Source organism: Deltaproteobacteria bacterium (genome assembly GCA_021159305.1).
In the GTDB taxonomy this organism is placed as follows: Bacteria; Campylobacterota_A; Desulfurellia; order JAGGSF01; family JAGGSF01; genus JAGGSF01.
In genome coordinates, this window is the sequence record JAGGSB010000038.1 from 1 (window position 1) to 8,077 (window position 8,077).

The following is an 8,077-nucleotide window of genomic DNA, read 5'->3' on the forward strand; positions in this document are numbered from 1 at the left end:
TAATATAAGCATTTTTAATAAATTTTCATTGGCGAGAAGACTTTTTGTTACTTTTTGGTCTTTTCAAAAAGTAAGGATAAGTCAATCAGTTAGGGTCTGACTCTTTTTTTGTTGTGTCCAGAGGCTGATATTTTTTTGCTTCAGAATAATTAGTTTATGGCTTTTCTATCAACTATTAACCATCAACTATCAACCCCCCATGTTTATCTGTGGCTAATATTTTTTAGATTCCGTGTCAAGCACGGAATGACAGGAGGGGGAATCCAGATTCCAGATTCCGCATCAAGTAATGTCACCCCGCACTACGATGCGGGGGCGGAATGACACGGGGCAGGGATCTAAATTAAGATTCCAGATATTTTGCTAAAGCAGAATTCCGGAATGACATCTAATGATACCCCCGCTGCTTGCGGCGGGGTTATTTAGTATCTGACTCCGATTTTTTTCAACTTGCATCATCTTCTTCTGGATTATGGGATAAACCGGCTACCTCGGCGACCTTATCTGGTAATCCAAGGACAAAAAGCACATCGTTAACACAAAATGGTGTGTTTACATTTGGATTGGATAATATTTGTGAGTTTCGACGTATTGCCAATACCGTAACTCCATATTTCTTTCTCATCTCAATTTCAGCGAGACTTTTTCCAACTAAAGGTGACCTTTCAGCAACCCTCAACACACTGACTTCAACATCGGGAAGCTGAAGTTTTAAATCGGCAAAAGATGATGACGCTTTGGAGAGACTTCGAAACATCTCGTAACCATCTGCTCGAACCTCAGCGACCAGCTTTTCGATTTCATCTCTTGGTATAAGATATTTCGCCAAAACCCGGGTAAAGATCTCCACTGATGTCTCAAATTCTTCTGGAATGACTTCGCTGGCTCCTAATTCATACAGAGGCTTCATCTCCTGGAGATAACGGGTTCGGACGATCAAATGAACCTTTGGATTAAGTCTCCGAGCAATTTCGGTAATTCTACGGGTTGCTATGGGATCGTTAATAGCAACTACAACAATTCTCGCATCTTTGATGTTTGCATGCTGAAGCACTGTCTCCTGCGTTGAATCGCCATAGCAAATTGGTTCACCCTGTGCCTGTTCACTCCTCACTGTTTCCGGGTTCATTTCAATGACTGTATAAGGAATGCCCGCTACCCTGGCGGCAAGTGCTACATTCCTACCACTCACTCCGAAGCCGATAATAACAAGGTGGTCTTTTTTGCACACAGCCTCTATCCTTGAAACAGGGTACAATCCCGATCTTAACCTTTTTGGAAACGGAAACCGCAGTATAATATTCGCTACCCGAGGCGCCACGGTTATAATAAATGGTGTCGCCGCCATGGTAAGCACAGAGAAAGTCAGAAACATCTGATAAATATTTCCAGTAAGTAAACCATGTTCAATGCCTGTTCTGGATAGAATGAAAGAAAATTCACCAACCTGGCCGAGCGCAAGACCAACCAGGATTGAAGTGCGTAAAGGGAGTCCTAATAAAACTGCTGCAAAACCGGCAATGATGGATTTTAAAACCAAAACGCTTAGAGCGATCAGCATAATGGTTGCCGGGTGCCTAAAAAGAAAACCTATATCCAGCAGCATGCCGATGGAAACAAAAAAGAAGGTTGTAAAGACATCCCGAAATGGTAAGATATTTCCAAGTGCTTGATGACTGTATTCAGATTCGGAAACGATCAATCCTGCCAAAAATGCACCCAGGGCAAGAGAAAGCCCCGCACTGGAAGTTATCCACGCAACTGCGAGGCATATTACAACTATGCTTAACAAGAAAAGCTCCTGGCTTCGCGTCCGGGCGATTTGATACAATACTTGTGGTACAATCCATTTAGCACTGACGATCACCAGCCCTATAATGCCGATTCCTTTAACAGCAAGAACGATGACGGACTCGACAGGATTGTCGGTTGTTCCGGCCAGCAGAGGCGAGATCAATATCATCGGCACAATAATGACATCCTGGAAGATCAGAATGCCAAGAGTTGTGCGTCCATGAGGGCTATCAACTTCAGCTCTTCCCTGTAGCAGCTTGAGAACAATGGCCGTGCTGGAAAGTGATATAAGAAAACCCAGGAAAATCGATTTGCCGATTGGTTGCCCTAGTTGGTTGGCTATGACAAAAGTAACCAGAACCGTCAGCAATACCTGAATCGAGCCGCCCAGCAGGACAGATTTCCTGATTTGCAGTAGTCTTTGAAGTGAGAACTCAATTCCAATGGTGAAAAGGAGTAACACCACACCGATTTCAGCCAAGGTTTCAACCTCATGAGTACCCTTTATCAGTCCAAGCCCATAAGGCCCGGCCAGTATCCCGGTAAGAAGAAATCCGACAATCGTCGGCACGCGAAGTTGGTGGCATATAAAGAGGACAGCAACGGACAACCCGAATATGATGATGATATCATTTAGTAGCGGTATTTCCATGATGTAATTTAGCTTCTAATTTCCAAGAAGCCTAAAGCAATAAGACATACAATGTTTATTACTTCTTTCTCTTTTAAGATACATAACAATTATTAGACAAACCTCTTTTTATATTGTTCCCTCCCCATTTTGCATAGAATATCATAAAAACCTTCAAAAGAATAAGAGGTTTTTATGACAATTTTATTTAGTAACCACAAATAAGCAAAAGAGTATTGAATTTTTATATTAAAAGTTGTAAAAGTATAAGGTAAATATTTTAAGGAGGCTTAAAATGGAAAGATTGGAAGTGGCCAAAAAGGCAAGACTAACCAAGCCCTCTGCTATTCACGGAATGTCAGCATTAGCAGCCAGTATGCCTGATGCTGTAGCTCTGTCCTGGGCACGACCAGACGCGCCTACGCCCGATCACATAAACAATGCAGCCATTGAGGCAATAAAGAAAGATTTGACGAGTAAATACTCTCCTCCGCCAGGTCTCTCGAAATTAAGGGAAGTAATTGCAGAGAAGGTAAGAAGAGATAACAATATAGAAGTTGAAGCTGATGGTGTGCTTGTAACCACCGGTGCAATGGAAGGAATATTTGCCGCCCTATTGGTTTTAGTTGATCCTGGAGATGAAGTTCTTATGCCTTCGCCAAATTACACTACACACGAGTTGTCGGTCAGAATGGCTTCTGCAACACCCGTTTATTTTCCCACTATTGAGGAGGAAGGATGGAGGCTGGATATAGATGCACTTGAAAAAGCAATTACCAAAAAAACAAAGGCAATTCTTTATTGCAACCCCTGCAATCCTACTGGTGCAGTATTTCCTGAAGAAGACTTAAGAAAAGTGGCGGAAATCGCAATAGAAAACAATCTGTGGATTATAACGGATGAAGCCTACGAATACTTTTTGTTTAATGGAGAAAAACACTTTTGTATCGGTTCCATTCCGGAAATGAAAGGGAGAGTTGTGGAAAACTTCACACTTACAAAAACCTATGCCATGACAGGATGGAGAATTGGATATGATGTTTCTACCCCAGATTTAATAAAAGAGGTGATTAAAGCTCATACTCCCATGACTATATGCGCGCCCGTTGTTTCTCAGTATGCCTCAATAGAAGCGATAACTGGGCCACAAGACTGTGTAAAAGAATTCTATAACCATTACTTAGAATGGAGAAACTTGATGTGCAGCCGTCTGGATAGGCTGAGTTCCATATTTTCCTATCATAAGCCAGAAGGTTCTTACAATATGTTCCCCAAGATTTTAACCAAAGAGGGAAAAGATTCGGTATCGTTTTGTATGAATCTTCTTAAAGGAGCAAAGGTAGCCACCACCCCCGGTGCACCTTTTGGTCCCACCGGCGAAGGACATCTGCGCCTATGTTTCTGCAGTTCAAAAGAGGTAATAACTGAAGCTTTTGATAGAATGGATAAATATTTTGGCATATAATTATAATTATGTATGAACAGATTTTTAATAAAGAGATTAATGGAAATTATACCTACATTGTGGGGTATAACCATAATATGCTTTTTAGTAATACACCTTGCACCGGGCAATCCTGTAAGGAGCGAAGGGACATTCAATCCCAATATCTCTATGGAGTCATTAGAAAAGATGAAAAAGATATATCATCTGGATAAACCATTATGGAAACAATATACTATCTGGCTAAATCATCTGATAAGGCTGGATTTCGGCAGATCTTTAGTTGATGGGAAAAAGGTAATAGAGAAAATTGGAAAACGCCTTCCTATAACCATAATTATAAATACTGCCAGCCTTTTTATTATTATAATCATTTCTGTCCCGTTAGGGGTCATTTCTGCTGTAAAAGAAAATAGTTTATTTGATAAGTTCTTTACTGTATTTGTCTTTGCCGGTTATTCCATACCTGCCTTTTGGTTAGCCTTACTCCTTATGATTCTGTTTGGTGTTCACCTTCGCCTTTTGCCCATATCCGGCGTTCACTCCATAGGTGCAGAGAATTTAGGGATATTCCCATATATCTGGGATATGATAAAGCACCTTGTACTGCCCGTAAGTATCTCTGCATTTGCCGGATTAGCTGCCTTTTCCCGTTACACGAGAAAAGGCGTGATTCAGGTATTAAAAGAACCTTATATAAAATTGGCTTATGCTAAAGGTCTTTCTCAAAACGAAATAATTTTCAAACACGCACTGAAAAACGCACTCTTGCCACTGATAACCATTTTAGGACTTGCCTTGCCAACCATTATCGGCGGCAGCGTGATTTTTGAAACAATCTTCTCCATACCGGGCATGGGTCAACTCTTTTATCAATCAGCAATGTCCCGAGATTACCCCACAATAATGGGAGTACTGGTTATTGGTGCGTCGCTTACTCTCATCGGCAATCTATTAGCCGATGTTTTATATATATTGGTGGATCCAAGATTAAAAGAAAATGTAATAGAGAGGTGAAAAAATGAAAACAATAGGTAAAGTGTTTTTTGTTTTATTCCTATCTGTTCTCTTCTTTGGTCTCAGCTATACAGCTCAGGCCAAAGAAAAACCAATAAAGGTAGGAATCGTGCTTCCTTTGACAGGACCTAAGGCCATGTTTGGTGAAATGGAGAAAAATTCATTCTTAATGGCATACAAAGATTTAGGTAAAAAAACTGTCATAGGCGGTAGAAAGATTGAGCTTCTATTTGAAGACGGCCAAGGCAAACCAGGTATAGCCAAATCTGCTGCAGAAAAATTGGTTCATAAAAACAAGGTCGTTATGCTCTCAGGTGGTTACAGTAGTGCTTGCAGCTACCCTATTGCCGGCGCTGCGCAATCTATGAAAATGCCTTTTGTAGATACCACTGGTGCTGCAGATAAGATTACTACTCAAGGATGGAAATGGGTATTTAGAGGCACGGCTGCTCCAGCCAGCAAATACACAGGAGCGTTATTTGATTTTTACAACAAAGTTGTTCATCCTAAAACTGCGGCATTGATGTATGAAAATACAGATTTCGGCACAAGTTCAGCCAAGGGTTTCAGGCAGGTATGCAAGAAAAAGGGCATTAAAATTGTTTTTGATGAAGCATATGAAGCCGGCGCCGTAGACTTTAAGCCCATGCTCGCCAAGGCAAAGAAAAGCAATCCTGATACGGCATATTGTATTTCCTATGTTATGGATGCGGCTTTAATTGCCACTCAAATGAAGGAACTGAACTGGAGTTGTCCATTCTTCGTCGGTGGTGCTGCAGGATGGACTATGCCTGAGTTTCTAAAAAATGCTGGTGATGCTGCACAATACATAGCTTCAACTACACTATGGGTCCCCAATGTTGCCTGGCCGGGAGCCAAAGAATATTATGACAACTATGTGAAAAAATATGGTAAAAAACCAGATTATCATGGAGCGCAAGCTTATGCCACCATGCAGATAATTGCAGATGCTCTCAACAGTGCAAAGAAAATTACACCAAAGGAAATTAGAAAGGCCCTCCTCAAAGCAGAAGTAAACACTATTATGGGTCCTATAAAGTTTGAAAATTGGAGCGATGAATTTGGACACAATTACACCAACCAGAACAAACCCACCACTTATGTGGTGCAGTGGCAGAATGGCAGACTTGAAGTTATTTGGCCCGAGGCGGCTAAATCAGCAAACTATGTTTATCCTGTCCCAAAATGGAACAAAAGATAAATACCAAGGAGGAAGAGTTTTGCTCTTCCTCCTAAATAATAATCTCAGGGAACAATCTTAATGTCCTTATTCTGGCAGACATTGATTTGTGGACTGTTATTGGGAGGCATGTATGCTCTTATTGCTATTGGTATGACATTGATCATGGGTGTAATGAAGATCATAAACCTTGCTCATGGTGCACTGGTAATGGTAGGCATGTATGTCACCTATGTTTGCTTTCACTACTGGGGAATTGACCCCTATGCCGCTCTATTTATTTCCATGCCTGCCTTATTTTTTATCGGTTGTCTAATACAAAAATACAGTATCAATACATTAATAGGGAAAGAATCCATCCTGCCAGAAAACCAGGTCCTTTTAACTGTAGGTATCATGTTGGTTTTGACAGAAACCATGAGGTTAATTTTCGGCTCTGACTATAAATCCGTGCATACCAGTTATACTGGTTCCAGTTTTTTTGTTGGCGATGTTTCGGTTAGCATTCCTATGGCGATCGGTTTCGTTATTGCTATGGTCTTTACCTATGCATTGCACATTTTTCTTACTAAAAGCGATATAGGAAGATCAATCCGAGCTACGGCTCAGGACAAAGAAGCAGCAATCCTTATGGGAGTCAATGCAAATAAAATTACTATTATCACCTTCGGCTTAGGTTCTGCTTTAGCCGCCGGTGGCGGAACACTGCTTATCCCTATATATTATTTATTTCCCGATATTGGACATGCCTTTGTAGCAAAATCCTTTATAATTACTATTTTAGGAGGAATGGGAAGCACGATGGGGGCATTGTTTGGAGGTTTAACTTTAGGTATTGCAGAATCTTTTGGTGCTACCTATATTTCCATGGGGCTAAAGGATGTTGTAGGTTTTGTTATTTTCATTATAGTGCTTTTATTCTTGCCGGGTGGCTTTAAGAGTCTAACTAAAAGGTGAATAGATGCTAAAAAAGTTTTGGTTTTTGTCTATCATTATTATAATAGCAATAATTCTTCCATTCATAGTGCAATCAAGTTATTATCAACATATATTTATTTTGATATTAATCTGGGGAACGTTAGGAGTAGCATGGAACCTACTGGGAGGATATACAGGGCAGGTTTCTTTCGGACATGCCGCCTTCTTTGGCTTAGGCGCCTATGGAGCGGGATTACTTGCATTCCATCTCCACATATCTCCCTGGTGGGGAATGATAGTAGGACCTGTTGCTGCCGTTATTATTAGTATCCCTATCGGTTTAATCTGCTTCCGCCTTCGCGGACCATATTTTGCCCTGGCAATGTTAGCAGTGGGTGAGATATGCAGACTCATTTTCACCGAATGGGTGCCTTTTACCAATGGTGCAATGGGAATACTTACCTTAACTACATTCAGTTCCAAATTGCCTTACTACTATATCGGGTTAGTCATGCTAAGCTTCAGTATGTATGCTGTTTATCGTTTGATGAATTCAAGAGCGGGATACTATTTCGTTTCCATCAGGGAAGACCAGGACACCGCAGAATCCTTAGGAATACCTACCACTAAATATAAAATGTATTCTCTTATTCCAAGCGCCTTTTTCTCGGGATTAGCTGGAGCTTTCTATATGAACTATATGAACTATATTGAACCATCTGTAGTCTTTTCCTTACCAGATGTATCAATAATGATAATATTAGTAGTGATATTGGGTGGGGTAGCCACATTGTGGGGACCTGTGGTTGGAGCAATTATCTTTGTTGTCCTAAGTGAGTTGTTCCGTTCTTCTTTAGGCTCAGCACACCTTTTGGTTTTTGGTGTTATCGTATGTCTGGTAATAATGTACATGCCTAATGGAATTATGGGCGAAGCAAATAAGATAAAAAAACTATTCCGCCGCAAAGGGGCACATATGGGATCTGAGATGACATGAGTTATTTCAAGGTTAAAAACTTAGTCAAGAAGTTTGGCGGCTTAACTGCCGTTAATGATGTAAGTTTTTCTATTG

At 40.7% G+C, this 8,077-nt stretch carries 6 protein-coding genes; 5 read left to right on the forward strand and 1 reads right to left on the reverse strand.

The features are described 5' to 3' along the window. Nucleotides 1-445: 445 nt before the first annotated feature. Nucleotides 446-2,446 carry a cation:proton antiporter gene (locus J7J10_02710; protein MCD6129844.1) on the reverse strand — a complete coding sequence of 667 codons (2,001 nt, stop codon included), beginning with the start codon at nt 2,444-2,446 and terminating at the stop codon, nt 446-448. A gap of 274 nt (nt 2,447-2,720) precedes the next feature. Between J7J10_02710 and J7J10_02715 the strand changes: the two genes are divergently transcribed. From J7J10_02715 to J7J10_02735, 5 genes are read left to right on the forward strand one after another with little or no spacing between them, the layout of a single operon-like run. Beyond that, entirely contained in the window at nt 2,721-3,890 is a 1,170-nt protein-coding gene (locus J7J10_02715; protein ID MCD6129845.1) for a pyridoxal phosphate-dependent aminotransferase, read from the forward strand. Between the two features lie 12 nt (nt 3,891-3,902). Beyond that, on the forward strand, nt 3,903-4,886 hold the full coding sequence (locus J7J10_02720; GenBank protein ID MCD6129846.1) for an ABC transporter permease: 984 nt from the start codon (nt 3,903-3,905) through the stop codon (nt 4,884-4,886). A gap of 4 nt (nt 4,887-4,890) precedes the next feature. Next, a complete protein-coding gene (locus J7J10_02725; protein ID MCD6129847.1) occupies nt 4,891-6,108 on the forward strand; it encodes an ABC transporter substrate-binding protein in 1,218 nt (405 codons plus the stop codon). A 60-nt stretch (nt 6,109-6,168) separates the two neighbouring features. Continuing rightward, on the forward strand, nt 6,169-7,044 hold the full coding sequence (locus J7J10_02730) for a branched-chain amino acid ABC transporter permease (protein ID MCD6129848.1): 876 nt from the start codon (nt 6,169-6,171) through the stop codon (nt 7,042-7,044). A gap of 4 nt (nt 7,045-7,048) precedes the next feature. Further along, nucleotides 7,049-8,002: a branched-chain amino acid ABC transporter permease gene (locus tag J7J10_02735; GenBank protein ID MCD6129849.1), complete on the forward strand. Its 954-nt coding sequence runs from the start codon at nt 7,049-7,051 to the stop codon at nt 8,000-8,002. Nucleotides 8,003-8,077: the final 75 nt, after the last annotated feature.

Coding starts and splice junctions, on each gene's coding strand:
- J7J10_02735 (MCD6129849.1), top strand. CDS start 7,049: ATGCTAAAAAAGTTTTGGTTTTTGTCTATCATTATTATAATAGCAATA.
- J7J10_02720 (MCD6129846.1), top strand. CDS start 3,903: ATGAACAGATTTTTAATAAAGAGATTAATGGAAATTATACCTACATTG.
- J7J10_02715 (MCD6129845.1), top strand. CDS start 2,721: ATGGAAAGATTGGAAGTGGCCAAAAAGGCAAGACTAACCAAGCCCTCT.
- J7J10_02710 (MCD6129844.1), bottom strand. CDS start 2,446: ATGGAAATACCGCTACTAAATGATATCATCATCATATTCGGGTTGTCC.
- J7J10_02725 (MCD6129847.1), top strand. CDS start 4,891: ATGAAAACAATAGGTAAAGTGTTTTTTGTTTTATTCCTATCTGTTCTC.
- J7J10_02730 (MCD6129848.1), top strand. CDS start 6,169: ATGTCCTTATTCTGGCAGACATTGATTTGTGGACTGTTATTGGGAGGC.